At 52.9% G+C, this 25,625-nt stretch carries 19 protein-coding genes and 1 pseudogene; 11 read left to right on the top strand and 9 right to left on the bottom strand.

Annotated features, from left to right (window positions below):
* Nucleotides 1-26: 26 nt before the first annotated feature.
* Entirely contained in the window at nucleotides 27-665 is a 639-nt protein-coding gene (gene msrA, locus ACJHWK_RS02760; protein WP_001305659.1) for a peptide-methionine (S)-S-oxide reductase MsrA, read from the bottom strand.
* Nucleotides 666-870: 205 nt separating this feature from the next.
* Between msrA and tamA the strand changes: the two genes are divergently transcribed.
* The 3 genes from tamA to ACJHWK_RS02745 are packed head-to-tail and all read left to right on the top strand — an operon-like array spanning nucleotide 871 to nucleotide 6,724.
* The gene (tamA, locus tag ACJHWK_RS02755; RefSeq protein ID WP_001269327.1) at nucleotides 871-2,604 is read left to right on the top strand and encodes an autotransporter assembly complex protein TamA; all 1,734 of its coding nucleotides are present in this window, start codon (nucleotides 871-873) and stop codon (nucleotides 2,602-2,604) included.
* Nucleotides 2,601-6,380 (top strand): autotransporter assembly complex protein TamB, encoded by a 3,780-nt coding sequence (gene tamB / locus ACJHWK_RS02750; protein ID WP_126764314.1) that lies wholly within the window; start codon nucleotides 2,601-2,603, stop codon nucleotides 6,378-6,380. Before tamA ends, tamB begins: the two co-directional genes overlap by 4 nt.
* Nucleotides 6,381-6,382: 2 nt before the next feature.
* On the top strand, nucleotides 6,383-6,724 hold the full coding sequence (locus ACJHWK_RS02745) for a gamma-glutamylcyclotransferase (RefSeq protein WP_001219160.1): 342 nt from the start codon (nucleotides 6,383-6,385) through the stop codon (nucleotides 6,722-6,724).
* 379 nt (nucleotides 6,725-7,103) lie between these two features.
* Here ACJHWK_RS02745 and ppa read toward each other — a convergent pair whose 3' ends face one another.
* The gene (gene ppa, locus ACJHWK_RS02740) at nucleotides 7,104-7,634 is read right to left on the bottom strand and encodes an inorganic diphosphatase (protein ID WP_000055072.1); all 531 of its coding nucleotides are present in this window, start codon (nucleotides 7,632-7,634) and stop codon (nucleotides 7,104-7,106) included.
* Nucleotides 7,635-7,943: 309 nt separating this feature from the next.
* On the opposite strand from ppa, the gene ytfQ reads away from it, so the two are divergent.
* From ytfQ to yjfF, 4 genes are all read left to right on the top strand, one after another.
* The gene (gene ytfQ / locus ACJHWK_RS02735) at nucleotides 7,944-8,900 is read left to right on the top strand and encodes a galactofuranose ABC transporter substrate-binding protein YtfQ (protein WP_000265933.1); all 957 of its coding nucleotides are present in this window, start codon (nucleotides 7,944-7,946) and stop codon (nucleotides 8,898-8,900) included.
* A gap of 139 nt (nucleotides 8,901-9,039) precedes the next feature.
* Nucleotides 9,040-10,542: a galactofuranose ABC transporter, ATP-binding protein YtfR gene (gene ytfR / locus ACJHWK_RS02730; RefSeq protein ID WP_000210557.1), complete on the top strand. Its 1,503-nt coding sequence runs from the start codon at nucleotides 9,040-9,042 to the stop codon at nucleotides 10,540-10,542.
* A gap of 13 nt (nucleotides 10,543-10,555) precedes the next feature.
* The gene (gene ytfT, locus ACJHWK_RS02725) at nucleotides 10,556-11,578 is read left to right on the top strand and encodes a galactofuranose ABC transporter, ATP-binding protein YtfT (RefSeq protein WP_001297255.1); all 1,023 of its coding nucleotides are present in this window, start codon (nucleotides 10,556-10,558) and stop codon (nucleotides 11,576-11,578) included.
* Nucleotides 11,565-12,560 carry a galactofuranose ABC transporter, permease protein YjfF gene (gene yjfF / locus ACJHWK_RS02720; RefSeq protein ID WP_000596015.1) on the top strand — a complete coding sequence of 332 codons (996 nt, stop codon included), beginning with the start codon at nucleotides 11,565-11,567 and terminating at the stop codon, nucleotides 12,558-12,560. The genes ytfT and yjfF overlap by 14 nt, the downstream gene beginning before the upstream one ends.
* Nucleotides 12,561-12,592: 32 nt before the next feature.
* Here the strand turns inward: yjfF and fbp are convergent, their stop codons facing one another.
* Complete coding sequence (fbp, locus tag ACJHWK_RS02715) at nucleotides 12,593-13,591, bottom strand: class 1 fructose-bisphosphatase (protein WP_000853753.1); 999 nt, start codon at nucleotides 13,589-13,591, stop codon at nucleotides 12,593-12,595.
* A gap of 175 nt (nucleotides 13,592-13,766) precedes the next feature.
* On the opposite strand from fbp, the gene mpl reads away from it, so the two are divergent.
* Nucleotides 13,767-15,140, top strand: a complete 1,374-nt coding sequence (mpl, locus tag ACJHWK_RS02710) for a UDP-N-acetylmuramate:L-alanyl-gamma-D-glutamyl-meso-diaminopimelate ligase (RefSeq protein WP_001219792.1) — start codon at nucleotides 13,767-13,769, stop codon at nucleotides 15,138-15,140.
* 155 nt (nucleotides 15,141-15,295) lie between these two features.
* Here mpl and yjgA read toward each other — a convergent pair whose 3' ends face one another.
* Nucleotides 15,296-15,847, bottom strand: a complete 552-nt coding sequence (yjgA, locus tag ACJHWK_RS02705) for a ribosome biogenesis factor YjgA (RefSeq protein WP_000166270.1) — start codon at nucleotides 15,845-15,847, stop codon at nucleotides 15,296-15,298.
* Between the two features lie 94 nt (nucleotides 15,848-15,941).
* Between yjgA and pmbA the strand changes: the two genes are divergently transcribed.
* Nucleotides 15,942-17,294, top strand: coding sequence for a metalloprotease PmbA (gene pmbA / locus ACJHWK_RS02700; protein WP_001162171.1), 1,353 nt, complete (start codon nucleotides 15,942-15,944; stop codon nucleotides 17,292-17,294).
* A 182-nt stretch (nucleotides 17,295-17,476) separates the two neighbouring features.
* The gene (gene cybC / locus ACJHWK_RS02695) at nucleotides 17,477-17,863 is read left to right on the top strand and encodes a cytochrome b562 (protein ID WP_001232255.1); all 387 of its coding nucleotides are present in this window, start codon (nucleotides 17,477-17,479) and stop codon (nucleotides 17,861-17,863) included.
* A gap of 44 nt (nucleotides 17,864-17,907) precedes the next feature.
* Here cybC and nrdG read toward each other — a convergent pair whose 3' ends face one another.
* The 5 genes and pseudogenes from nrdG to treR form a co-directional block, all read right to left on the bottom strand.
* Nucleotides 17,908-18,372 carry an anaerobic ribonucleoside-triphosphate reductase-activating protein gene (gene nrdG, locus ACJHWK_RS02690; RefSeq protein ID WP_001106226.1) on the bottom strand — a complete coding sequence of 155 codons (465 nt, stop codon included), beginning with the start codon at nucleotides 18,370-18,372 and terminating at the stop codon, nucleotides 17,908-17,910.
* A 157-nt stretch (nucleotides 18,373-18,529) separates the two neighbouring features.
* The gene (gene nrdD / locus ACJHWK_RS02685) at nucleotides 18,530-20,668 is read right to left on the bottom strand and encodes an anaerobic ribonucleoside-triphosphate reductase (RefSeq protein WP_000187791.1); all 2,139 of its coding nucleotides are present in this window, start codon (nucleotides 20,666-20,668) and stop codon (nucleotides 18,530-18,532) included.
* Nucleotides 20,669-21,061: 393 nt separating this feature from the next.
* A complete protein-coding gene (gene treC / locus ACJHWK_RS02680) occupies nucleotides 21,062-22,717 on the bottom strand; it encodes an alpha,alpha-phosphotrehalase (protein ID WP_001301172.1) in 1,656 nt (551 codons plus the stop codon).
* Nucleotides 22,718-22,766: 49 nt separating this feature from the next.
* Nucleotides 22,767-24,188, bottom strand: coding sequence for a PTS trehalose transporter subunit IIBC (gene treB, locus ACJHWK_RS02675; protein ID WP_001299664.1), 1,422 nt, complete (start codon nucleotides 24,186-24,188; stop codon nucleotides 22,767-22,769).
* A 118-nt stretch (nucleotides 24,189-24,306) separates the two neighbouring features.
* Nucleotides 24,307-25,257, bottom strand: a pseudogene (gene treR, locus ACJHWK_RS02670) (trehalose operon repressor TreR); the annotation flags it as partial.
* A 181-nt stretch (nucleotides 25,258-25,438) separates the two neighbouring features.
* Between treR and mgtL the strand changes: the two are divergent.
* Nucleotides 25,439-25,492, top strand: coding sequence for a mgtA regulatory leader peptide MgtL (gene mgtL / locus ACJHWK_RS02665; protein ID WP_001387276.1), 54 nt, complete (start codon nucleotides 25,439-25,441; stop codon nucleotides 25,490-25,492).
* Nucleotides 25,493-25,625 lie beyond the last annotated feature (133 nt).

The raw sequence follows: 25,625 nt of genomic DNA, 5'->3' as shown, positions 1-25,625 counted from the left end.
AACAATCTACATTTGTACCCGTAACGCTATGCTTCCGGCGGCAGACAGACGCCAATTCCGCCAATTCCACAGTAACCATACGGGTTTTTATGCAGATATTGCTGGTGGTCATCTTCGGCATAATAAAACGGTGTGGCGTTAGCGATTTCCGTGGTGATGCGACGATCGTCATCGGCGGCAAGCATTGCCGCCTGAAAACGTTCCAGACTGGCGCGAGCTGCGGCATCCTGTTCTGGGGTCAGCGGATAAATCGCTGAACGATACTGCGTGCCGTGGTCATTGCCCTGACGCATTCCCTGGGCGGGATCGTGATTCTCCCAAAATACTTGTAGCAACTGTTCATAGCTGATGACGGAAGGATCGTAAACAATGCGTACCGCTTCGGCATGACCCGTATCACCGGAGCACACTTCCCGATAAGTCGGATTTGGCGTATAGCCGCCGGTATAGCCTGCGGCGGTGCTGTAAACGCCGGGTAACTGCCAGAACAGACGCTCCACACCCCAGAAACAACCCATCGCAAAAATGGCAATCTCCATTCCGTCAGGTACATTGGTCATTGAGTGACCGTTGACCGCATGCAGTGTGGCTACGGGCATCGGGGTGTTACGTCCAGGCAGGGCATCGGCGGGGGAAACCAGATGCTTTTTATCGAATAAACTCATGGTGTCGCTCTCCCGAAAATCGGTCATTGGGGTTAAGGTTGTAACAAGAGGCGTATTTGCACACAATAACCACCGTGAATAGGTCTAAAGTAAAACATAAGAAATATTTGGGGTTTAGTCTGCTTTTTAATCCATATTACTGGATTTTTGTTAAGCCGTTTAACGGCGTTCCAGGGGCAGGAAAAAAGGATATTCAGGAGAAAATGTGCGCTATATCCGACAGTTATGCTGTGTAAGCTTACTCTGCTTAAGCGGATCTGCCGTCGCCGCGAACGTCCGTCTACAGGTCGAGGGGTTATCGGGACAGCTGGAAAAGAACGTTCGCGCGCAGCTTTCTACGATTGAAAGTGATGAAGTGACGCCAGACCGTCGCTTTCGCGCACGCGTCGATGATGCCATCCGCGAAGGTCTGAAAGCGCTGGGTTATTACCAGCCGACCATTGAATTTGATCTCCGTCCACCGCCAAAGAAAGGGCGGCAGGTATTGATCGCCAAAGTCACGCCAGGCGTGCCGGTGTTAATTGGCGGCACAGATGTGGTATTGCGCGGCGGCGCGCGGACCGATAAAGACTATTTGAAATTGCTCGATACTCGCCCGGCTATTGGTACGGTACTGAACCAGGGCGATTATGAAAATTTCAAAAAGTCCTTAACCAGCATTGCGTTGCGTAAAGGTTATTTCGATAGCGAATTTACCAAAGCGCAGCTGGGCATCGCGCTCGGCCTGCATAAAGCCTTCTGGGATATTGATTATAACAGTGGCGAACGCTACCGCTTTGGGCATGTGACCTTTGAAGGATCACAAATCCGCGATGAATACCTGCAAAATCTGGTGCCGTTCAAAGAGGGCGATGAGTACGAATCGAAAGATCTGGCGGAACTAAACCGCCGACTCTCTGCCACCGGCTGGTTTAATTCGGTGGTGGTGGCACCACAATTTGATAAAGCGCGCGAAACGAAAGTATTACCGTTGACGGGCGTGGTTTCGCCGCGCACAGAAAACACCATCGAAACCGGTGTCGGTTACTCTACGGACGTGGGACCGCGCGTGAAAGCGACGTGGAAAAAGCCGTGGATGAACTCATACGGTCACAGTCTGACCACCAGTACCAGTATTTCCGCGCCGGAACAGACCCTCGACTTCAGCTATAAAATGCCGCTGCTGAAGAATCCACTGGAACAATATTATTTGGTGCAGGGCGGTTTTAAGCGCACTGACCTGAACGATACCGAGTCTGACTCCACTACGCTGGTGGCTTCTCGCTACTGGGATCTTTCCAGCGGCTGGCAGCGTGCCATTAACCTGCGCTGGAGTCTCGACCACTTTACCCAGGGTGAAATTACCAACACCACGATGCTGTTTTATCCGGGGGTGATGATTAGCCGCACGCGTTCTCGTGGTGGCCTGATGCCAACCTGGGGCGACTCGCAACGTTACTCTATCGACTACTCCAACACGGCCTGGGGCTCAGATGTCGATTTCTCCGTTTTCCAGGCACAAAACGTCTGGATCCGCACACTGTACGACCGCCATCGCTTTGTGACACGCGGCACGCTGGGCTGGATTGAAACGGGTGATTTCGACAAAGTACCGCCGGATCTGCGTTTCTTCGCCGGGGGCGATCGCAGTATTCGCGGCTACAAATACAAATCTATCGCCCCGAAATACGCCAACGGTGACCTGAAAGGGGCCTCGAAGTTGATAACCGGATCGCTGGAGTACCAGTACAACGTGACCGGAAAATGGTGGGGCGCGGTGTTTGTCGATAGTGGCGAAGCGGTAAGCGATATTCGCCGCAGCGACTTTAAAACCGGTACCGGGGTCGGCGTGCGCTGGGAATCGCCGGTCGGGCCAATCAAACTCGATTTTGCCGTACCGGTCGCGGATAAAGACGAACACGGGTTACAGTTTTACATCGGTCTGGGGCCAGAATTATGAGTTTATGGAAAAAAATCAGCCTCGGCGTGGTTATCGTTATCTTACTGTTGCTGGGATCGGTGGCGTTTCTGGTGGGCACCACCAGCGGCCTGCATCTGGTATTTAAAGCGGCGGATCGCTGGGTACCAGGACTGGATATTGGCAAAGTCACCGGCGGCTGGCGCGATCTCACCTTGTCTGACGTTCGTTATGAGCAGCCAGGCGTGGCGGTAAAAGCGGGCAATCTGCATCTGGCGGTCGGGCTTGAGTGCCTGTGGAACAGTAGCGTTTGTATTAATGACCTGGCGCTGAAAGACATTCAGGTCAACATCGACAGTAAAAAAATGCCTCCTTCTGAACAGGTTGAAGAAGAGGAAGATAGCGGTCCGCTGGATCTCTCTACGCCGTATCCCATCACCCTGACACGGGTGGCGCTGGATAACGTCAACATCAAGATTGATGACACCACGGTATCGGTGATGGACTTCACCTCCGGCCTGAACTGGCAGGAGAAAACCCTGACTCTGAAACCGACGTCGCTGAAAGGCCTGTTGATTGCTTTGCCGAAAGTGGCGGAAGTGGCGCAGGAAGAAGTTGTCGAACCGAAAATTGAAAATCCGCAGCCGGAGGAAAAGCCGCTCGGCGAAACGCTGAAAGATCTCTTTTCTCGCCCGGTATTGCCGGAAATGACCGACGTGCATTTGCCGCTTAACCTGAACATTGAAGAGTTTAAAGGCGAGCAGTTACGCGTGACGGGCGACACGGACATCACCGTGCGCACCATGCTGCTGAAAGTGAGCAGCATTGACGGCAATACTAAACTGGACGCCCTGGATATCGATTCCAGTCAAGGGATCGTCAACGCCAGCGGCACGGCGCAGCTGTCAGACAACTGGCCGGTGGACATCACTCTCAATAGTACACTGAACGTGGAGCCGTTGAAAGGTGAAAAGGTGAAGCTGAAAGTGGGCGGCGCGCTGCGCGAACAGCTGGAGATTGGCGTTAATCTTTCCGGTCCGGTGGATATGGATTTACGCGCCCAGACGCGACTGGCGGAAGCCGGATTGCCGCTCAACGTGGAAGTGAACAGCAAACAGATTTACTGGCCGTTCACTGGTGAGAAGCAGTATCAGGCGGATGATCTGAAACTGAAACTTACCGGCAAAATGACCGATTACACGCTCTCTATGCGTACGGCAGTGAAGGGACTGGAGATCCCGCCAGCCACCATTACCCTTGATGCCAAAGGTAATGAACAGCAGGTCAATCTCGACAAACTCACCGTCGCGGCGCTGGAAGGGAAAACTGAACTCAAGGCGTTGCTCGACTGGCAGCAGGCCATTAGTTGGCGCGGTGAGCTAACGCTTAACGGCATTAACACCGCCAAAGAGATCCCAGAGTGGCCGTCGAAACTCAATGGCTTGATTAAAACCCGCGGTAGCCTGTACGGCGGCACCTGGCAGATGGAGGTGCCAGAACTGAAGCTGACCGGTAACGTCAAACAGAACAAAGTGAACGTTGACGGCACGCTGAAAGGCAACAGTTATATGCAGTGGATGATCCCAGGGCTTCATCTGGAACTGGGGCCAAACAGTGCCGAAGTGAAAGGCGAGCTGGGGGTAAAAGATCTCAATCTTGATGCCACCATCAACGCGCCGGGGCTGGATAACGCGCTGCCGGGGCTTGGCGGTACAGCGAAAGGGCTGGTGAAAGTACGCGGCACGGTGGAAGCGCCACAACTACTGGCAGATATCACCGCGCGCGGCCTGCGCTGGCAGGAACTTTCCGTGGCGCAGGTTCGCGTGGAAGGCGACATTAAATCCACCGATCAGATCGCCGGGAAACTCGACGTACGCGTTGAGCAAATTTCGCAGCCGGATGTAAATATCAACCTCGTCACCCTGAATGCCAAAGGCAGCGAAAAACAGCACGAGTTACAGTTGCGGATTCAGGGCGAGCCTGTCTCCGGGCAGCTTAATCTGGCAGGAAGTTTTGATCGCAAAGAAGAACGCTGGAAGGGAACTCTTAGCAATACCCGCTTCCAGACGCCGGTCGGCCCGTGGTCGCTGACCCGCGATATTGCGCTGGATTACCGCAATAAGGAGCAAAAAATCAGCATCGGGCCACACTGCTGGCTTAACCCGAATGCGGAACTGTGCGTGCCGCAAACTATCGATGCGGGTGCCGAAGGGCGTGCGGTGGTGAATCTCAACCGCTTCGACCTGGCCATGCTGAAACCATTTATGCCAGAAACCACTCAGGCCAGCGGTATCTTCACGGGTAAAGCGGACGTTGCCTGGGACACCACCAAAGAGGGGCTGCCGCAGGGCAGTATCACCCTTTCGGGGCGTAACGTGCAGGTAACGCAAACCGTCAACGATGCGGCGCTGCCCGTGGCGTTTCAGACACTGAATCTGACGGCGGAATTGCGTAACAACCGTGCCGAATTGGGCTGGACCATCCGCCTGACCAATAACGGCCAGTTTGATGGACAGGTGCAGGTGACCGATCCGCAAGGCCGCCGTAATCTTGGTGGCAACGTCAATATCCGTAACTTCAACCTTGCGATGATAAACCCCATCTTTACCCGTGGGGAAAAAGCAGCGGGGATGGTGAGTGCCAACTTGCGTCTGGGTGGTGATGTGCAAAGCCCGCAGTTGTTTGGTCAGCTTCAGGTTACGGGTGTGGATATCGACGGCAACTTTATGCCGTTTGATATGCAACCGAGCCAGCTTGCGGTCAACTTTAATGGTATGCGCTCGACGCTTGCCGGTACAGTACGGACCCAGCAGGGTGAAATCTACCTGAACGGTGATGCCGACTGGAGCCAAATTGAAAACTGGCGGGCGCGGGTAACGGCGAAAGGCAGTAAAGTGCGGATCACCGTGCCGCCGATGGTACGAATGGATGTATCGCCAGATGTTGTCTTCGAGGCTACACCAAACCTGTTTACCCTCGATGGTCGCGTGGATGTCCCGTGGGCGCGCATCGTGGTGCACGATCTGCCGGAAAGCGCAGTAGGCGTCTCCAGCGATGTGGTGATGCTTAACGATAACCTGCAACCGGAAGAGCCGAAAACGGCGTCGATTCCGATTAACAGTAACCTGATTGTCCACGTTGGCAACAATGTGCGCATTGACGCCTTTGGCCTGAAAGCGCGGCTGACGGGCGATCTTAACGTCGTTCAGGACAAACAAGGGCTGGGCCTGAACGGGCAGATCAACATCCCTGAAGGGCGCTTCCATGCCTATGGTCAGGATCTGATTGTGCGTAAAGGTGAGTTACTGTTCTCTGGTCCGCCGGATCAACCGTATCTTAATATTGAAGCTATTCGTAACCCGGATGCTACAGAAGACGACGTAATCGCCGGAGTTCGCGTCACTGGTCTGGCGGACGAACCGAAAGCGGAGATCTTCTCTGACCCGGCGATGTCGCAACAAGCTGCATTGTCTTATTTGCTACGTGGACAAGGGCTGGAGAGCGATCAGAGCGACAGTGCGGCAATGACCTCGATGCTGATTGGTCTGGGGGTTGCGCAAAGTGGCCAGATTGTGGGTAAAATCGGCGAGACGTTTGGCGTAAGCAATTTAGCGCTCGACACCCAGGGAGTAGGCGACTCCTCCCAGGTAGTGGTCAGCGGCTATGTATTGCCAGGTCTGCAAGTGAAATACGGCGTGGGTATATTTGACTCTATAGCAACACTCACGTTACGTTATCGCCTGATGCCTAAGCTATATCTGGAAGCCGTGTCTGGTGTAGACCAGGCACTGGATTTGCTCTATCAGTTCGAGTTTTAGCAATGCGAATATTTGTCTACGGCAGTTTACGCCACAAACAAGGCAACAGTCACTGGATGACCAATGCCCAGTTACTGGGCGATTTCAGTATCGATAACTACCAGTTGTATAGCCTGGGCCACTATCCAGGCGCAGTTCCGGGGAACGGAACAGTACACGGTGAAGTTTATCGTATTGACAACGCCACGCTGGCCGAACTTGATGCCTTGCGCACCAGGGGCGGTGAATACGCGCGCCAGTTGATTCAGACGCCGTACGGGAGTGCATGGATGTACGTTTATCAACGACCCGTCGATGGATTAAAGCTAATTGAAAGCGGCGACTGGTTAGACAGGGATAAGTAATAATAAAAGCACGCCACCTTCGGGTGGCGTTGTTTTATGCGATGTATCTCGCGATTTTTTTTTGTAACTTTTCCATCTTTTGCTTTTCTCTCCGAGCCGCTTTCCATATCTGCAATCGCATAAAAAACTCTGCTGGCGTTCACAAATGTGCAGGGGTAAAACGGGGGCACGCTTTGAACGGTGAGTATGAGTGAGGTCGGCTAACTTCCAGCAAGTGGCTATGAACAGCAAAATGGTGGTCGGGTTTGCTTGTTCTTACCGTTCAAGCCTTGCAACCGCTGAGAATAATGATGGTGGAATAGAGAGTTTATTTATCGCGGGCATAAAAAAACCCTTACTAACCGAAGCCCGGCGTTCAGGGTTATTGCGCTAGAAGAACTTATTTATTCTTTGCGCGCTCGAAGGAAGCAACGATTTCAGCTTTAGCGGCTTCTGCGTTTTCCCAACCTTCAACTTTCACCCACTTGCCTTTTTCGAGGTCTTTGTAGTGCTCGAAGAAGTGAGCGATCTGCGCTTTCAGCAGCTCTGGCAGATCGTTAACGTCTTTAATGTGATCGTATTCTTTGCTCAGCTTTGTGTGCGGAACAGCAATCAGTTTCGCATCTTCACCGGCTTCGTCGGTCATTTTCAGAACGCCAACCGGACGGCAACGGATCACAGAACCCGGCTGCAGCGGGTACGGAGTCGGGACCAGTACGTCAACCGGGTCACCGTCCAGAGACAGGGTGTGGTTGATGTAACCGTAGTTGCACGGATAGAACATCGCGGTGGACATGAAGCGGTCAACGAACAGTGCGCCGCTCTCTTTGTCGATTTCGTATTTGATCGGATCTGCGTTAGCCGGGATCTCAATAACAACGTAGATGTCTTCCGGCAGATCTTTACCCGCAGGGACGTTGAGTAAGCTCATGTCTGTTTCCTTTAAAAATATGTGGCAAACAAGTGCCGAGTATTATAGCCAACTCGCGCCGAATGTCTTCGCTTGTTTTCGTCTTCATTTTCCTTTTTCGCCAATTTTAAGACGGTATACAGAGCAGGAAAATCCATAACCGTAGCCGCATTTTTCATAGTGAGATGAAAGCGATTACAAACTTGTGATTAACGTTTTATTTACTTCTTTGAAGTGTGATGTAACGCAATCCGTTACATAACGAATTGTCTATAGTTTTTTCGCGAACATCTTTTCACCAATAATAATTACCCCGACGAGGACAACCCTATGTGGAAACGCTTACTTGTAGTCTCTGCAGTCTCGGCAGCCATGTCGTCTATGGCGTTGGCCGCTCCATTAACCGTAGGATTTTCGCAGGTCGGATCGGAATCTGGCTGGCGCGCCGCAGAAACCAATGTGGCGAAAAGTGAGGCCGAAAAACGCGGAATTACGCTGAAAATTGCCGATGGTCAGCAAAAGCAGGAAAACCAGATTAAAGCGGTACGTTCCTTCGTCGCGCAAGGGGTGGATGCGATCTTTATCGCTCCGGTGGTTGCGACTGGTTGGGAACCGGTATTAAAAGAGGCGAAAGATGCCGAAATCCCGGTCTTCTTGCTCGATCGTTCTATTGATGTGAAAGACAAATCTCTCTATATGACCACCGTCACTGCCGACAACATTCTCGAAGGCAAGTTGATTGGTGACTGGCTGGTAAAAGAAGTGAATGGCAAACCATGCAACGTGGTGGAGCTGCAGGGCACTGTTGGGGCCAGCGTCGCCATTGACCGTAAGAAAGGCTTTGCCGAAGCCATTAAGAATGCGCCAAATATCAAAATTATCCGCTCGCAGTCAGGTGACTTCACCCGCAGTAAAGGCAAAGAAGTCATGGAGAGCTTTATCAAAGCGGAAAACAACGGCAAAAACATCTGCATGGTTTACGCCCATAACGACGACATGGTGATTGGTGCAATTCAGGCAATTAAAGAAGCGGGCCTGAAACCAGGCAAAGATATTCTGACAGGTTCTATCGACGGCGTACCGGATATCTACAAAGCGATGATTGATGGCGAAGCGAACGCCAGTGTTGAACTGACGCCGAATATGGCAGGTCCCGCCTTCGACGCGCTGGAGAAATACAAAAAAGACGGCACCATGCCTGAAAAGCTGACGCTGACCAAATCCACCCTTTATCTGCCTGATACCGCAAAAGAAGAGTTAGAGAAGAAGAAAAATATGGGGTATTGAGGGTTGCTATGCCTGATGCCGATTCGTAGGCCGGATAAGGCGCTCGCGCCGCATCCGGCGGTGGTGCGCTGAAGCCTGATGCGACGCTTACCGCGTCTTATCATGCCTACTGGGAGCACGCTTTACACCGGGGGAAACCATGACGACTAACCAACACCAGGAGATCCTCCGCACCGAAGGATTAAGTAAATTTTTCCCCGGCGTCAAAGCGTTAGACAACGTTGATTTCAGCCTGCGCCGCGGCGAAATCATGGCGCTGCTCGGTGAAAACGGGGCAGGAAAATCAACGCTAATCAAAGCATTAACTGGTGTATACCACGCCGATCGCGGCACCATCTGGCTGGAAGGCCAGGCTATCTCACCGAAAAATACCGCCCATGCACAACAACTCGGTATCGGCACCGTCTATCAGGAAGTAAACCTGCTACCCAATATGTCGGTCGCTGATAATCTATTTATAGGCCGCGAACCCAAACGCTTCGGCCTTCTACGCCGCAAAGAGATGGAAAAGCGCGCCACCGAACTGATGGCATCTTACGGTTTCTCCCTCGACGTGCGCGAACCGCTCAACCGCTTTTCAGTCGCGATGCAGCAAATCGTCGCTATTTGCCGGGCTATCGATCTCTCTGCCAAAGTGCTGATCCTCGATGAACCCACCGCCAGTCTCGACACCCAGGAAGTGGAGTTACTGTTTGACCTGATGCGTCAGTTGCGCGATCGCGGCGTCAGCCTGATTTTTGTCACTCACTTTCTCGATCAGGTCTATCAGGTCAGCGATCGGATCACCGTCTTACGCAACGGCAGTTTCGTAGGCTGTCGGGAAACGTGCGAGCTACCGCAGATCGAACTGGTAAAAATGATGCTGGGGCGCGAGCTGGATACCCACGCGCTACAGCGTGCCGGGCGAACATTGTTGAGCGACAAACCCGTTGCCGCGTTCAAAAATTACGGCAAAAAAGGAACGATCGCACCGTTTGATCTCGAAGTACGCCCCGGCGAGATCGTCGGTCTGGCTGGATTGCTGGGATCAGGACGTACCGAAACCGCCGAAGTGATCTTCGGTATCAAACCTGCTGACAGCGGCACGGCGTTGATCAAAGGCAAACCGCAAAACCTGCGATCGCCACATCAGGCTTCGGTACTGGGCATTGGCTTCTGCCCGGAAGACAGGAAAACCGATGGCATCATCGCTGCCGCCTCGGTGCGGGAAAATATCATCCTCGCTCTCCAGGCCCAGCGCGGCTGGCTACGTCCCATTTCCCGCAAAGAACAGCAAGAGATTGCCGAACGCTTTATCCGCCAGCTTGGCATTCGCACACCTTCAACTGAACAACCGATTGAATTTCTCTCTGGCGGCAATCAGCAAAAAGTGTTGCTTTCACGTTGGCTACTGACCCGACCGCAATTTCTGATCCTTGATGAGCCAACTCGCGGCATTGATGTTGGTGCCCACGCCGAGATCATCCGCCTGATTGAAACGCTATGCGCCGATGGTCTGGCGCTGCTGGTGATCTCCTCCGAACTGGAAGAACTGGTGGGCTATGCCGACCGGGTGATCATCATGCGCGATCGCAAACAGGTGGCGGAGATCCCGCTGGCAGAGCTTTCCGTTCCGGCGATCATGAACGCCATTGCGGCGTAAGGAGAACAGTGTGATGCCTCAATCTCTCCCGGACACTACGCCGCCGAAAAGGCGCTTTCGCTGGCCAACGGGAATGCCGCAGCTGGCGGCACTGTTGCTGGTGCTGCTGGTCGATAGCCTGGTGGCCCCGCATTTCTGGCAGGTGGTGCTCCAGGATGGGCGTTTATTCGGTAGCCCCATAGACATTCTTAACCGTGCGGCCCCCGTTGCGCTGTTGGCTATCGGAATGACGCTGGTGATCGCAACAGGTGGGATTGATCTCTCCGTGGGGGCGGTGATGGCTATCGCCGGAGCCACAACGGCTGCGATGACGGTCGCGGGATTCAGCCTGCCGATTGTTTTGTTAAGCGCCCTGGGCACTGGCATCCTGGCGGGATTGTGGAACGGCATACTGGTAGCGATCCTCAAAATTCAGCCGTTTGTTGCCACCCTGATCCTGATGGTCGCCGGGCGCGGCGTGGCGCAACTGATCACCTCCGGACAGATCGTCACGTTTAACTCGCCGGATCTCTCATGGTTTGGCAGTGGATCGCTGTTGTTCCTGCCAACGCCGGTCATTATCGCGGTGCTGACGCTTATCCTGTTCTGGCTGTTGACCCGCAAAACGGCGCTGGGGATGTTTATCGAAGCCGTTGGTATCAACATTCGGGCGGCAAAAAATGCCGGGGTAAACACGCGGATCATCGTCATGCTTACCTACGTGTTGAGCGGGCTGTGTGCGGCGATTGCGGGCATTATCGTGGCGGCGGATATTCGCGGTGCCGATGCCAATAACGCCGGGTTATGGCTGGAGCTGGACGCCATTCTCGCGGTGGTTATTGGCGGCGGATCGCTGATGGGCGGACGTTTTAACCTACTGCTTTCGGTGGTGGGGGCGCTGATTATTCAGGGGATGAACACCGGAATTTTGCTTTCGGGCTTTCCGCCAGAGATGAACCAGGTTGTAAAAGCGGTGGTGGTTCTTTGCGTGCTGATTGTCCAGTCGCAACGCTTTATCAGTCTGATTAAAGGAGTACGTAGCCGTGATAAAACGTAATTTGCCACTGATGATCACCATCGGCGTCTTTGTGTTGGGTTATCTTTACTGCCTGACCCAGTTTCCCGGTTTTGCTTCCACAAGAGTGATCTGCAATATCCTGACCGATAACGCCTTTCTTGGGATCATTGCCGTTGGCATGACCTTTGTGATCCTCTCCGGTGGGATCGATCTCTCCGTCGGTTCGGTGATCGCCTTTACTGGCGTGTTTCTGGCAAAAGTGATTGGCGATTTCGGCCTCTCGCCGCTACTGGCGTTTCCGCTAGTGCTGGTGATGGGCTGTGCCTTCGGCGCATTTATGGGGCTTTTGATCGACGCCCTGAAGATCCCGGCATTTATCATTACCCTGGCGGGGATGTTCTTTTTGCGCGGTGTCAGCTATCTCGTTTCGGAAGAGTCGATTCCGATAAACCATCCCATTTATGACACGCTCTCAAGCCTTGCGTGGAAAATCCCTGGCGGCGGTCGCTTAAGTGCGATGGGACTGCTGATGTTGGCGGTGGTGGTTATCGGTATTTTCCTCGCGCATCGTACCCGTTTTGGTAATCAGGTATACGCCATTGGCGGCAACGCAACGTCGGCGAACCTGATGGGGATTTCCACTCGCAGCACCACTATTCGCATTTATATGCTCTCCACCGGACTGGCAACGCTGGCGGGGATTGTCTTCTCGATTTATACCCAGGCCGGATATGCGCTGGCGGGCGTAGGTGTGGAACTGGATGCTATCGCCTCAGTGGTAATTGGCGGTACGCTTCTGAGCGGTGGCGTTGGAACGGTATTAGGGACGCTTTTTGGCGTGGCGATTCAGGGGCTAATACAGACTTATATCAACTTTGATGGCACGCTGAGCTCATGGTGGACGAAAATCGCCATCGGTATTTTGTTATTTATTTTTATAGCATTACAGCGTGGATTAACGGTGCTGTGGGAGAATCGTCAGAGTTCGCCTGTGACAAGAGTCAACATTGCGCAGCGATAAAAACGCCTCTCCGTGTGGAGAGGCGCAGGAGATTACGCGTCCGGGAACTCACGGATAAAGCGTTCGACATCTTCAACCATATGGTCGTTGCCGACAAAGAACGAACGGCGCTGGTGCAGAGTTTCCGGGATGATATCCAGAATACGCTCTTTGCCATCGCTCGCTTTACCGCCCGCTTGTTCCGCCAGGAATGCCATCGGGTTGCACTCATACAGCAAACGCAGTTTGCCGTCCGGGTGGCTGGCGGTGCTTGGGTAGAGATAAATACCGCCTTTCAGCAGGTTACGGTGGAAATCCGCGACCAGTGAACCGATATAACGTGAGGTATAAGGGCGGTTGGTGGACTTATCTTCTTCCTGGCAGAATTTAATGTACTTCTTCACCCCGTTCGGAAACTTAATGTAGTTTCCTTCGTTGATGGAGTAGGTTTTGCCTTTCTCCGGGAAGCGCATCCGTTCCTGGCACAGACAGAAAACGCCCAGCGAAGGATCGTAAGTAAAGGCGTGAACACCGCATCCGGTGGTGTAAACCAGCATGGTAGAGGAGCCGTATACCACGTAACCTGCCGCAACCTGTTTGTTACCAGGCTGGAGGAAATCTTCTTCCGTTACCGGCGTGCCAACAGGCGTAACGCGGCGGTAGATGGAGAAAATGGTACCGACAGAGACGTTAACATCGATGTTGGACGAGCCATCCAGTGGGTCCATCAGCACCACGTATTTTGCGTGTTCACAGCCTTCAAAGACGACAATCTCATCTTCTTCTTCAGAGGCAATGCCCGCAACGATATCGCGTGCTTTCAGTGCGGCTTTCAGTTTTTCATTAGCGAACAAGTCGAGTTTCTGCTGAACCTCGCCCTGCACGTTCTCAGCACCGCTGGCACCCAGGATATCAACCAGTCCTGCTTTGTTGATATCGCGATGGATAATCTTGGCGCCCAGTTTTATTGCCGACAGCAAAGCAGTGAGCTCACCGGTAGCATGAGAAAACTCGTGCTGCTTTTCGACAATAAATTCACCTAACGTTTTCATAAAACTTTCCCTGCAATGTTTATGGAGTAAAGCGACCGCAACAATCTTAACAAATAATCTCAATGTTGCGCTCAGGTGAATCGCGCCAGCAAATTGCGGATTATCCTGAAATGCGTTTCTCACTTGCCCGACATATGCGTAAAATGAGCGGCAGATTAAAAAAGGATAGTGACGTATGCGCATTCATATTTTAGGAATTTGTGGCACGTTTATGGGCGGTCTGGCGATGCTGGCGCGCCAGTTAGGCCATGAAGTAACGGGTTCGGACGCCAATGTGTATCCGCCGATGAGCACCTTACTTGAGAAGCAAGGCATTGAACTGATTCAGGGTTACGATGCCAGCCAGCTCGATCCGCAGCCGGATCTGGTGATTATTGGCAACGCCATGACCCGTGGAAATCCGTGTGTGGAAGCGGTACTGGAAAAAAACATCCCTTATATGTCAGGTCCACAGTGGCTGCACGATTTTGTGCTGCGCGACCGCTGGGTGCTGGCCGTTGCCGGTACACATGGCAAAACCACCACCGCGGGAATGGCAACCTGGATTCTGGAACAGTGCGGTTACAAACCGGGATTTGTGATCGGCGGTGTGCCGGGGAACTTTGAGGTTTCGGCGCGTCTGGGCGAAAGCGACTTCTTTGTTATCGAAGCGGATGAGTATGACTGCGCCTTCTTCGACAAACGCTCTAAATTTGTCCATTACTGCCCACGTACGCTGATCCTCAACAACCTTGAGTTCGATCACGCCGATATCTTTGACGACCTGAAAGCGATCCAGAAACAGTTCCACCATCTGGTGCGTATCGTTCCGGGGCAGGGCCGTATTATCTGGCCAGAAAACGACATCAACCTGAAACAGACCATGGCGATGGGCTGCTGGAGCGAGCAGGAGCTGGTGGGTGAGCAGGGGCACTGGCAGGCGAAAAAGCTGACCACCGATGCTTCCGAATGGGAAGTTTTGCTGGATGGCGAAAAAGTGGGCGAAGTGAAATGGTCGCTGGTAGGCGAACATAATATGCACAATGGCCTGATGGCGATTGCGGCGGCTCGCCATGTTGGTGTAGCGCCGGCAGATGCCGCTAACGCGCTGGGTTCGTTTATTAACGCTCGTCGCCGTCTGGAGTTGCGTGGTGAAGCGAATGGCGTCACGGTATATGACGATTTTGCCCATCACCCAACGGCGATTCTGGCAACGCTTGCGGCGCTGCGTGGCAAAGTTGGCGGTACGGCGCGCATTATTGCCGTGCTGGAACCGCGCTCGAATACCATGAAAATGGGGATCTGCAAAGACGATCTGGCACCTTCATTAGGTCGTGCCGATGAAGTCTTCCTGCTGCAACCGGCGCATATTCCGTGGCAGGTGGCAGAAGTGGCAGAAGCCTGCGTTCAGCCTGCACACTGGAGTGGCGATGTGGATACGCTGGCAGATATGGTGGTGAAAACCGCTCAGCCTGGCGACCATATTCTGGTGATGAGCAACGGCGGTTTTGGTGGGATCCATCAGAAACTGCTGGATGGTCTGGCGAAGAAGGCGGAAGCCGCGCAGTAATTCGGCCTTAGCCTGATATAGTGTGCGTAGGCCGGATAAGGCGTTCACGCCGCATCCGGCATTTGAGCATAGTGCCTGATGCGACGCTTGATGCGTCTTATCAGGCCTACAGGTGCACCGCATCCGGCAAACCATACTCACATCAACAACGAAAATTACCCTTCATTCTCCGCCAGTTCGCGCAGATACTGGAAAATCTGGCGTGCGGATTTCGGCGGCTTATTCCCTTCTTTCTCTTTCTTCGCGTTGCGGATCAGAGTACGCAGTTGCTGACGATCGGCATCGGGCCACAGATTTAATACCTCAGCGATGGCGTCATCACCTTGATCGATCAGACGATCGCGCAGGTTTTCCAGTTTATGGAACAGCACCACCTGCTGGTTGTGACGGTTTTTCAGCTTATCCAGCGCCTGACGAATAGGCTCTACGTCGCGCTGGCGCAGCATCTTACCGATGAGCTGCAACTGGCGGCGGCGACCTTCCATCTTAATACGCTGGGCGAGCTCAATAGCCGCGCGCAGATCCGCATCTAACGGGATCTTATCCAGCGCGTTTTTCCCCAGATCAACAATTTCCGCGCCAAGGCGTTTTAGCTCCTCGGCATCACGTTTAATTTCACTTTTACTGACCCAGATAATTTCATCGTCTTCGTCTTCGATGTCATCACCGGGAACGTCGTCGAGCCAGTCTTCGGGCTGCTTAGTCATCTCAGGCTCCTTAAAAAAAAGAGGCTAATGTTACCAGTTAAGATGCGCACTGAAAAACGGTTCTCTGTTAGACTTCAGAGAAACTCTCTACATTATGGCACTTGCAATGAAAGTAATCTCTCAAGTTGAAGCGCAGCGCAAGATTCTGGAAGAAGCAGTTTCCACTGCGCTGGAGTTGGCCTCAGGCAAATCGGACGGTGCGGAAGTTGCCGTCAGCAAGACCACCGGCATTAGCGTAAGCACGCGTTATGGTGAAGTGGAGAATGTTGAATTCAATAGCGATGGCGCGCTGGGGATCACTGTTTATCACCAGAACCGCAAAGGTAGCGCATCATCCACCGATTTAAGCCCGCAGGCCATTGCCCGTACTGTACAGGCGGCGCTGGATATTGCCCGTTATACCTCGCCAGATCCCTGTGCCGGCGTGGCAGACAAAGAGCTGCTGGCCTTTGACGCACCAGATCTCGACTTGTTCCACCCTGCGGAAGTTTCCCCGGATGAAGCCATTGAACTGGCGGCCCGCGCAGAACAGGCGGCATTGCAGGCGGACAAACGCATCACCAATACCGAAGGTGGCAGCTTTAACAGCCACTACGGTGTCAAAGTTTTTGGCAACAGCCACGGCATGTTGCAGGGTTACTGCTCAACGCGTCATTCGCTCTCCAGCTGTGTAATTGCCGAAGAAAATGGCGATATGGAGCGTGATTACGCCTACACCATTGGTCGTGCGATGAGCGATCTGCAAACGCCAGAGTGGGTTGGGGCCGACTGTGCTCGCCGTACTTTATCGCGCCTGTCACCGCGTAAACTCTCCACCATGAAAGCGCCGGTCATTTTTGCCAATGAAGTGGCAACCGGGCTTTTTGGCCATCTGGTGGGGGCGATAGCGGGTGGATCGGTTTACCGTAAATCCACCTTCCTGCTGGATTCGCTGGGTAAACAAATTCTGCCGGACTGGCTGACCATTGAAGAGCATCCGCATCTGCTGAAAGGGCTGGCATCGACGCCATTTGACAGCGAAGGTGTGCGCACCGAGCGTCGCGATATTATTAAAGATGGCATCCTGACTCAGTGGCTGCTGACCAGCTACTCGGCGCGGAAACTGGGGCTGAAAAGCACCGGACATGCGGGCGGTATTCACAACTGGCGGATTGCCGGACAAGGGCTAAGCTTCGAACAAATGCTCAAAGAGATGGGTACCGGGCTGGTGGTGACGGAGCTGATGGGCCAGGGCGTGAGTGCCATTACCGGTGATTATTCCCGTGGTGCAGCGGGCTTCTGGGTAGAGAATGGCGAAATTCAGTATCCGGTTAGCGAAATCACCATCGCAGGTAATTTAAAAGATATGTGGCGCAATATTGTCACCGTCGGTAACGATATTGAAACACGCAGTAATATACAGTGTGGTTCTGTGCTGTTGCCGGAGATGAAAATCGCCGGGCAGTAAAAAACTGGCGCGACCTGCCGCGCTATAAACTAAAAAATTACACAAAATCATTCGCACTGCATCGAGACGGAAAGTGAATGAGGGCCGGGGAGCGTACTCGCAGTACGTGACCCGGGCGAATGAGCGTAGCCGTCGATGAGGCAGTGTGAAGGATGAAGTGTAAATAAAAAAGGAAGTGAGCAATGCGTAAAAGCCTGTTAGCTATTCTTGCAGTCTCCTCGTTGGTATTCAGTTCGGCGTCGTTTGCCGCTGATCTTGAAGACAATATGGAAACCCTCAACGACACTTTAAAAGTGGTCGAAAAAGCCGATAACGCGGCGCAAGTCAAAGACGCGTTAACGAAGATGCGCGCCGCAGCGCTGGATGCGCAAAAAGCAACGCCGCCGAAGCTCGAAGATAAATCACCGGACAGCCCGGAAATGAAAGACTTCCGTCACGGTTTCGATATTCTGGTTGGTCAGATTGACGACGCGCTGAAGCTGGCAAATGAAGGTAAAGTAAAAGAAGCGCAGGCTGCCGCAGAGCAACTGAAAACGACCCGCAACGCCTATCACCAGAAGTATCGTTAATTCCTCATTTCCCTGTTGCCTGCACTCAGGTAACAGGGAACTTATCATCGCAAATGATGCACCACCTGATTGCTGCTGCCGCGCCAGATCAGGGAAGGGTCTTTTAAATCCTGCACAAATTTGCCGTCGACCAGTACGTTAATCAAATCAACAACCTGCATTTGCGCAGCGTTGAGATCGTCGAGTTTATAGCCTGTCCACACCCAGATGTCTTTATCCGGACACTCGGCGCGGATGCGTTTTACCAGTTTCAGAATATCCGGCACGTTTTGCGGATGCAGCGGATCGCCGCCGGAGAGGGAAATCCCCTGGCGTTTGATACGAGTGTCATTCAGATCGTTAATGATCTGGTCTTCCATTGCTTTGGTAAATGGCTGACCAGAATTTACCCGCCATGTGCTTTTGTTATAGCAACCGGGGCATTCATGAACACACCCGGAGACAAACAGGGTGCAGCGAGTGCCGGGGCCGTTGACGATGTCGACAGGATAGTACTGATGATAATTCATTATTTCGCCTGGCTTATCAGTCCGCGTGTAGGCTGCATCCGGTAATCAATGCCTGATGCGACGCTGTCGCGTCTTATCAGGCCTGGAGCAGTTGCCAAATGTAGGCCGGATAAGGCGTTTACGCCGCATCCGGCATTTGCTTAACGTAGAGTGAAGATTAACCTATCTGCCCATTTCCCAAATGTTTAACGCGGCGCTTAACTTCTTCCTGCTTACCGGCGTTAAATGGACGTGCATCCGGGCTACCTAAATATCCGCACACGCGGCGAGTTACCGACACACGGGAGGCGTCATGGTTACCACATTTCGGGCAAGTGAAGCCTTTGCTGGTGCACTCGAACTCACCGGTAAAGCCACACTCGTAGCACTCATCAATCGGTGTATTGGTGCCGTAATACGGTACATGCTGATAGCTGTAATCCCAGACATCTTCCAGCGCCTTCAGGTTGTGCTGAATGTTTGGATACTCGCCGTAGCAAATGAAACCACCGTTCGCCAGCGGCGGGTAAGGCGCTTCAAAGTCGATCTTGTCGTACGGGTTCACCTTCTTCTCCACATCGAGGTGGAAACTGTTGGTGTAGTAACCTTTATCGGTCACGCCCGGCACCACGCCAAACTCAGCAGTATCGAGACGGCAGAAGCGGTCGCACAGGTTTTCACTCGGCGTGCTGTAGAGACTGAAACCATAACCCGTTTCTTCTTTCCACTGATCCACTGCCTGACGCAGACGTTCAACAATGGCGATACCTTTCGCGCGAAGCTGCTCGTTGTCGTAAACATGCTCGCCGCCGAACAGCGCGTTAATGGTTTCGTGGATGCCGATGTAACCCAGCGAAATAGACGCACGACCGTTTTTGAAGATTTCAGAAACATCATCGTCAGCATTGAGACGCACGCCACAAGCACCTTCCATATAGAGGATCGGGGCCACGCGCGCTTTCACGCCTTCGAGACGAGCGATACGGGTCATCAGCGCCTTACGTGCCAGCACCAGACGTTCATCCAGCAGCTTCCAGAAGGTGGCTTCATCGCCTTTTGCTTCCAGAGCAATACGCGGCAGGTTCAGGCTGATCACGCCGAGGTTGTTACGACCATCGTGGATCTGCTCGCCGTTTTCATTTTCCCACACGCCGAGGAAGCTGCGGCAGCCCATCGGGGTTTTAAACGAACCGGTGACTTTCACTACCTGATCGTAGTTCAGGATATCCGGATACATGCGCTTGCTTGCGCACTCCAGCGCCAGCTGTTTGATGTCGTAGTTCGGATCGCCTTTTTTATGGTTCAGACCATCGCGAATCGCAAACACCAGTTTCGGGAACACCGCAGTTTTACGGTTTTTACCGAGACCTGCGATACGGTTACGCAGGATAGATTCCTGAATCAGGCGCGATTCCCAGCTGGTGCCCAGACCAAAACCAAAAGTTACAAACGGCGTTTGACCGTTGGCGGTATGCAGGGTGTTTACTTCGTACTCCAGCGACTGGAAGGCATCGTAGCACTCTTTAATGGTACGAGAGTTAGCGTAGCCTTCTGCGTCCGGGATGCTCCACTCTTCTGCGGTCTTGCGATGTTTGTTGTAGCTGGCGGTGACAAACGGTGCCAGCACTTCATCGATACGGTTAATGGTGGTGCCGCCATAAATATGGCTGGCAACCTGAGCAATAATCTGCGCAGTTACCGCGGTTGCCGTTGAGATCGACTTCGGCGGTTCAATCTCGGCGTTCCCCATTTTAAAGCCCTGGGTCAGCATGCCTTTCAGGTCGATCAACATGCAGTTGAACATCGGGAAAAACGGTGAGTAATCGAGATCGTGATAGTGAATATCGCCACGCTCATGTGCCTGCACCACGTCACGCGGCAGCAGGTGCTGACGTGCATAGTGTTTAGCCACGATCCCGGCCAGCAGGTCGCGCTGGGTTGGAATCACCTTGCTGTCTTTGTTGGCGTTTTCGTTGAGTAACGAGGCGTTGGTCTGCTCGACCAGACCACGGATCTCCTGGTTCAGGCGACCGCGTTTTTCACGTTCAATGTCGCGATCGTGACGGTACTCGATGTAAGCACGAGCCAGTTGTTTGTATGGACCCGACATCAGCTGGTTTTCAACTGCGGTCTGGATCTCATTGATATCCACCTGGTTGCGGCCCTGCATCTGCTCGCTGACAACCGCGGCAACAGTGGCGCAATAATCGGCATCATCGACTTCCGCTGCTTTAGCTGCACGCAGAATCGCTTCTTTGATGCGCTCTGATTTAAACGGCACTTTGCAGCCGTCTCGTTTCATCACATGCGGTGTCATGATCGCTCCATATTTTTAAGAACAGGTTATCCACAGAAATTGGGAAAGGCGTTTTCCGGTTTTTTCGTTTCGTTTTCCGGTGCTTTCCGCAATCGCCATCCGCTTATCCACAACGCCGCACCTTTTTCGTGGGGAGCTGTAGTAGCAATTATAGTCGATTAATACAACATATTGGGTTGGGACGCATTTTAAAGTCTATATATAGTGCTTTGCATCAAGGATGTTTGAACTTTTTTTGATGTAGCTCAAAGTAAAAAGCAGAGCGTACGGATGACGGGCGCTACAGCGTTATGTAAATTTTTTAATGAATTTGCTGGTTGAAAAATCAACAAAAACAACATGCTGACAGACAAAACCCCGGAATGACCGGCATTACCGGGGCTTAGGGAAGATTTACTTCTGTAACCACCAGACAGCCTCAAAAGGCCGTAAATTCATGGCACAGGGTTGTGGTGAGGCTTCTTCGTAGTTATGCATCACAAGCTGCCAGTTGCCGCGCATTTGCCCTGGCTGCCAGGGTTGGATCTCACGGCTAAGGTTGGCAATGACCAGCAAGGTTTGCCCCTTCCATTCACGGCGATAGCACCACAATACAGGGCTGTTTGGCAGCAGATCCTGGTAATTGCCCCATGTCAGGATGGCTTCCTGCTTACGCAGTGCGATTAACTTTTGGTAGGTGTAAAACACCGAGGAATCATCGGCCAGCGCGGCTTCTACGTTGATTTGTTGATAGTTATCGCCCAGGCCAATCCACGGTTCGCCAGCCGTAAACCCGGCATTATCGCCGTTGCTCCATTGCATGGGCGTGCGGCTGTTGTCACGGGATTTACTGGCGAGGATTGCCAATAACTCGTCGGCATCACGCCCATCGTTGCGCAGCTCGGCAAACATATTGAGGCTCTCCACGTCGCGATAGTCAGTAATGCGCGTGAAATGCGGGTTGGTCATGCCAATCTCTTCGCCCTGGTAGATATACGGCGTTCCCTGCATGCCATGCAGCACCATCGCTAGCATTTTTGCCGCAGGCACGCGGTATTCACCTTCATCACCAAAGCGAGAAACAATGCGCGGCTGATCGTGGTTACACCAGAACAAGGCATTCCATGCTACGTTGTGCATTCCTTGTTGCCAGTGGCGGAACAATGTTTTCAACGCCACAAAGTCAGGTTTAGCCAGCGTCCATTTTTCACCACCGGGATAATCGACCTTCAGGTGATGAAAATTAAAGGTCATCGATAATTCACTGCCTGCCAGTGCCGCGTATCGCTGGCAATGCTCAAGGCTGGTGGAGGACATTTCACCTACGGTCATTAACCCGCGTGGCGTAAACACATCGCGGTTCATCTCGTGCAAAAACTCGTGTGCTCGTGGCCCGTCGGTGTAGAAGCGACGCCCGTCGCCATCCAGGTCTTCAGGGAAACGCGGGTCTTTGGAGATCAGATTCACCACATCCAGGCGCAACCCATCGACCCCACGATCGGCCCAGAATTCACAGACTTTTTTCAGCTCTGCGCGTACCGCTGGATTCTCCCAGTTGAGATCCGCCTGTTCTGGTGCAAAGAGATGCAAATAGTACTGTTCGCTTTCCGCATGCCAGCGCCACGCACTACCGCCAAATTTTGAACGCCAGTTATTCGGTGGCGTTTCTGGTTCGCCATCGCGCCAGATATAAAACTGGCGGTAAGGGCTTTCTTTGTTCAGCGCCTCGCGAAACCAGGCATGTTGGGTAGAGGTATGGTTAAACACCATATCGAGAATGATACGAATCCCGCGCGATTTTGCCTGCGTCACCAGTTCGTCAAAATCGTCCAGCGTGCCGTAGGTGGGATCAATCGCCGTATAGTTCGCTACGTCGTAACCGTTATCGACCTGGGGAGAGACATAAAAGGGGGTTAGCCAGATGGCATCAACGCCCAGTTTATGCAGATAGTCCAGGCGTTGGATAACGCCACGTAAATCGCCGGTACCGCTACCCGTGGTGTCCTGAAAACTCTTTGGATAAATCTGGTAGATAACGCCGTTTTGCCACCAGTGGGGAAGATTAGTCATTACGTTATTCCTGCGAATGCGAGGGGGCGCAATTGCGCCCCGAAGAAAATTAAACAATGTCCAGCGTGCCCAGGCGGTATTTCCGCTGATAGATAAACGAGGTGAGTACAATCGGGATGATGATGGCGATAGCCATTGCCAGCGCAAACACCTGCCAGTAGCTCGGTTGAATCGAGAGAATTCCCGGCAGGCCGCCTACGCCGATGCCATTCGCCATAACGCCGTTCAGGCCGCATAGCAATCCTGCCAGACCAGAACCAATCATCGCGCACAGCATCGGGAAGCGATATTTCAGGTTGATGCCGTACATTGCAGGCTCAGTGACCCCAAGCCAGGCGGAGATAGCGGCAGGCACGGAGATCTCGCGTTCATTGTGCTTGCGGCTGGAAATGATAATGCCTATCACGGCGGAGCCCTGAGCGATATTCGACAGCGCAATCAGCGGCCACACTGGCGTACCACCCATGCTTTGAATCATCTGCAAATCAATAGCAAGCGTGGTCTGGTGTACACCGGTGATCACCAGCGGGGCGTACAGGAAGCCAAACAATGCTGCGCCAATAGGTGCAAAGCTGCCGGTCATCAGGTGACGTACCGCAAAGGCAACGCCATCGCCAATCATGCGTCCAAACGGACCAATCAGCGCATGGGCGAGGAACACCGCGAGGATCAGCGAACAGACGGGCACCACCACCAGATAGAGGTAATCCGGCACGATGCGTTTAAGGCGAGTTTCAATAACGCCCAGCGCCAGCCCGGCTAACAGTGCCGGGATCACCTGCGCCTGATAGCCTACTTTGGCGATGCTGAACATGCCAAAGTCCCACACTTCCGGCAGCTGCTGCCCGAGCAGATAAGCGTTCATCAGCTGTGGAGAAACCAGCGTTACGCCAAGTACGATACCAAGGATCGGCGTGCCGCCCATTTTTTTCACCGCTGACCAGCAAATCCCGACCGGCAGGTAGAAGAAGATCGCTTCACCGATCAACCACAGAAAATCGTAGATCGTTTGCAGGGAAGGGTACATTTGCGCCAGCGTTTGACCGTTGCTCATGGGCAAATCGCCGATCACATTGCGAAAACCGAGGATCAAACCGCCGCTAATCAACGCGGGCAGCAACGGGAAGAAGATCTCCGCGAAATGAGAGATCAACTGCTCATGCCATTTCATATTCTGCCGGGCGGCTTTTTTTACCTGCTCTTTATCAACCTGCGCCTGTCCGGTTGACGCAATCAGTGCTTGATAGTAATCACCCACATTGGTGCCAATCACCACCTGAAATTGCCCGGCATTGGTGAAACAGCCTTTCACCATGGGGAGTTGCTCAATTTCTTTCGGTCTGGCATTGGCCGGTTGGTTGAGGACAAAGCGCAGGCGAGTAATACAGTGGCTCACCGTCGCAATATTGCCGCGCCCGCCGACCAGTTCAATCAACCGATCGATATCCGTTTGGTTTATTTTGCTCATCATAAAGCCCCATGGCAGATGACATTTTTGGTTGGCTGCAGAATATATTGCGCGGAAAAATTTAAAAACGGGAACGTTCCCGAAACGCAGCGAAGATCACAATTTATCGTTCAGGAAACGATCAGGACAGGGTGGCGGGGATGATGATTTGTTGCGGTTCGCTGCGCCCGGTTACCTGTGCGATCAATTGGCAGGCCGCCTGGCGTCCAGCTTCGGCGTAACCAGGATCTACGGTGACGATCTCCGGATGAAGGAATTTCATTAACGGCGTATTACCGACGCTCGCCAGTTGCAAGGTGTCGATGCGTTGCTCTTGCAGGTATTTACTTGCGCCAAGTGCCAGCGTGTCGGTTGCGCACAGTAAGGCGGTAGTTTCAGGCGTAATCACTTTTGCTACGTTCTCATAGCCTTGCTTCATAGCAAGCCCTGGCAGAGCGGCAACGGGATGCAGTTTATGCGCTTTGCAGAACGCCAGGTAGGCTTCGTGACGTCGCTTACCGGTCGTCACGTCACTGTGCGGCACGCCGAGATAACTGATATTACGATGCCCCTGGTCATAGAGCCGTTGCATCAGGATCTTGATTGCCCCTTCGTCGTCATAACAGACCGAAGCAAAGCCTTTTGCGTCACGCGCCAGCAGAACCAGCGATGACTGCCAGTGGGCTAACATTTCTTCTGTTATGCCGGTAAAACCGAACAGCACTACGCCGTCGATATTACGCCGTTTTAGGATCCCCAAATGTTCGGCAACTAATTGCGGGGAAAACTGACTTTCCATCATGATTGGGTCGTAACCTTGTTCATAGAACGCTGGCAGCATGGTTTGAACGGCGAGATTTTCTGACAACGAATCCAGGCGGGTAACAATGATGGCGACCACTTTATCGCTTTGCCCACGCATAGCGCGCGCAGAGCGGGAAGGGGAAAATCCATGCTGATTCATCACTGCTTCCACGCGCTCGCGCGTGCGCTGGCTCACGCCGCTTTCGTTATTCAGCACCCGGGAAACCGTAGATTTCCCCACGCCGCTTAAGCGCGCGATGTCTTTGATGGTCAGCCGATTTTGCATCCTGTTGTCCCGTAACGTGTTGTTTAATTATTTGAGGCTAACTTTACCCGTGCATTCAGCAATGGGTAAAGTCTGGTTTATCGTTGGTTTAGTTGCCAGCAGGTATTATATCGCCATAAATGCTACGAATATTATTGGATTCTCCTTATTATTTGCGGCGCTTTTTTCACTTACCGGAGGTTATATGGAACCTGATCCCACGCCTCTCCCTCGACGGAGATTAAAACTTTTTCGGTAAGCCCGTCTTTTCACGGCGTTACCGGATGCGTAAGGCCGTGACGTTTTAACGTCCCTGCTCAGCTTTATTACCTTCAGGTAAGGCTTCGCCACGCCTGAAGACATTTCTGTACTGTTTCAGACAGTGCGGAGGG

Origin of the sequence: Escherichia sp. WS547 (assembly GCF_046486065.1) — a bacterium.
GTDB lineage: Bacteria > Pseudomonadota > Gammaproteobacteria > Enterobacterales > Enterobacteriaceae > Escherichia > Escherichia coli.
The sequence above is the reverse complement of the archived record's forward strand: the minus strand, read 5'-3'. Positions and strand labels throughout refer to the sequence as shown.

Excerpts from the sequence above, each read along its gene's own strand:
- pmbA (WP_001162171.1), top strand. The coding sequence starts at position 15,942 with ATGGCACTTGCAATGAAAGTAATCTCTCAAGTTGAAGCGCAGCGCAAG.
- ppa (WP_000055072.1), bottom strand. The coding sequence starts at position 7,634 with ATGAGCTTACTCAACGTCCCTGCGGGTAAAGATCTGCCGGAAGACATC.
- ytfT (WP_001297255.1), top strand. The coding sequence starts at position 10,556 with ATGCCTCAATCTCTCCCGGACACTACGCCGCCGAAAAGGCGCTTTCGC.
- treC (WP_001301172.1), bottom strand. The coding sequence starts at position 22,717 with ATGACTAATCTTCCCCACTGGTGGCAAAACGGCGTTATCTACCAGATT.
- msrA (WP_001305659.1), bottom strand. The coding sequence starts at position 665 with ATGAGTTTATTCGATAAAAAGCATCTGGTTTCCCCCGCCGATGCCCTG.
- ACJHWK_RS02745 (WP_001219160.1), top strand. The coding sequence starts at position 6,383 with ATGCGAATATTTGTCTACGGCAGTTTACGCCACAAACAAGGCAACAGT.
- ytfR (WP_000210557.1), top strand. The coding sequence starts at position 9,040 with ATGACGACTAACCAACACCAGGAGATCCTCCGCACCGAAGGATTAAGT.
- fbp (WP_000853753.1), bottom strand. The coding sequence starts at position 13,591 with ATGAAAACGTTAGGTGAATTTATTGTCGAAAAGCAGCACGAGTTTTCT.
- treB (WP_001299664.1), bottom strand. The coding sequence starts at position 24,188 with ATGATGAGCAAAATAAACCAAACGGATATCGATCGGTTGATTGAACTG.
- nrdG (WP_001106226.1), bottom strand. The coding sequence starts at position 18,372 with ATGAATTATCATCAGTACTATCCTGTCGACATCGTCAACGGCCCCGGC.
- cybC (WP_001232255.1), top strand. The coding sequence starts at position 17,477 with ATGCGTAAAAGCCTGTTAGCTATTCTTGCAGTCTCCTCGTTGGTATTC.
- tamB (WP_126764314.1), top strand. The coding sequence starts at position 2,601 with ATGAGTTTATGGAAAAAAATCAGCCTCGGCGTGGTTATCGTTATCTTA.
- mpl (WP_001219792.1), top strand. The coding sequence starts at position 13,767 with ATGCGCATTCATATTTTAGGAATTTGTGGCACGTTTATGGGCGGTCTG.
- ytfQ (WP_000265933.1), top strand. The coding sequence starts at position 7,944 with ATGTGGAAACGCTTACTTGTAGTCTCTGCAGTCTCGGCAGCCATGTCG.
- nrdD (WP_000187791.1), bottom strand. The coding sequence starts at position 20,668 with ATGACACCGCATGTGATGAAACGAGACGGCTGCAAAGTGCCGTTTAAA.
- yjgA (WP_000166270.1), bottom strand. The coding sequence starts at position 15,847 with ATGACTAAGCAGCCCGAAGACTGGCTCGACGACGTTCCCGGTGATGAC.